Raw genomic sequence first — 1197 nt, 5'->3', positions numbered from 1 at the left:
AATTACTCGATGATCTTGGATACAACGCCGGCACCAACGGTACGGCCACCTTCGCGGATCGCGAAGCGCAGACCTTCTTCCATCGCAATCGGCGCGATCAGGGTAACGGTCATTTGAACGTTGTCACCCGGCATTACCATCTCGGTGCCTTCCGGCAGCTCTACCGCACCAGTTACGTCTGTGGTACGGAAGTAGAACTGCGGACGGTAGCCTTTGAAGAAGGGAGTGTGACGACCACCTTCGTCTTTGGACAGCACGTACACTTCCGCTTGGAATTTGGTGTGCGGAGTGATGGAGCCCGGCTTGGCCAGTACTTGACCACGCTCTACCTCGTCACGCTTGGTGCCGCGCAGCAGGGCGCCAATGTTCTCACCAGCACGACCTTCGTCCAGCAGCTTGCGGAACATTTCAACACCAGTACAGGTGGTGGAAGTGGTTTCGCGGATACCGACGATTTCGATTTCGTCGCCAGTTTTCAGAACACCGCGCTCTACACGACCAGTTACCACGGTACCGCGGCCAGAGATGGAGAACACGTCTTCGATCGGCATCAGGAACGGTTGATCAACAGCGCGCTCCGGCTCCGGAATGTATTCGTCCAGAGTTTCCACCAGTTTCTTCACAGCGCTGGTGCCCAGGCCGTTGTCGTCTTCGCCGTTCAACGCCATCAGAGCGGAACCAACGATGATCGGAGTGTCGTCTCCCGGGAACTCGTACTGGTCCAGAAGCTCGCGAACTTCCATTTCCACCAGTTCCAGCAGCTCTTCGTCGTCGACCATGTCGGCTTTGTTCAGGAATACCACGATGTAGGGTACGCCTACCTGACGGGACAGCAGGATGTGCTCACGAGTCTGCGGCATGGGGCCGTCAGCTGCAGAGCAAACCAGGATGGCGCCGTCCATCTGCGCAGCACCGGTAATCATGTTTTTCACGTAGTCGGCGTGTCCCGGGCAGTCAACGTGGGCGTAGTGACGGGTCGGGGACTCGTATTCCACGTGAGAGGTGGCAATGGTGATACCGCGCTCGCGCTCTTCCGGTGCGTTATCGATACCGTCGAAGGCTACCGCCTGGCCGCCCCACACTTCAGAGCACACGCGGGTCAGCGCCGCGGTCAGGGTGGTTTTACCGTGGTCAACGTGACCGATGGTGCCCACGTTTACGTGGGGCTTGGAACGTTCAAACTTTTCTTTTGCCATT

The 1197-nt window shown here is 57.9% G+C and carries 1 protein-coding gene; it reads right to left on the bottom strand.

The window, feature by feature from the left end; all coding sequences use genetic code 11:
- Positions 1-2 precede the first annotated feature (2 nt).
- On the bottom strand, positions 3-1196 hold the full coding sequence (gene tuf, locus BM155_RS16705) for an elongation factor Tu (protein ID WP_067150963.1): 1194 nt from the start codon (positions 1194-1196) through the stop codon (positions 3-5).
- Between the last annotated feature and the right edge of the window lies 1 nt (position 1197).

It is taken from the genome of Microbulbifer thermotolerans, from assembly GCF_900112305.1.
GTDB classification, from domain to species: domain Bacteria; phylum Pseudomonadota; class Gammaproteobacteria; order Pseudomonadales; family Cellvibrionaceae; genus Microbulbifer; species Microbulbifer thermotolerans.
The sequence above is the reverse complement of the archived record's forward strand: the minus strand, read 5'-3'. Positions and strand labels throughout refer to the sequence as shown.

What these genes read in the sequence shown, in the direction of transcription:
- tuf (WP_067150963.1), bottom strand. Translation starts at nt 1,196, where the DNA reads ATGGCAAAAGAAAAGTTTGAACGTTCCAAGCCCCACGTAAACGTGGGC.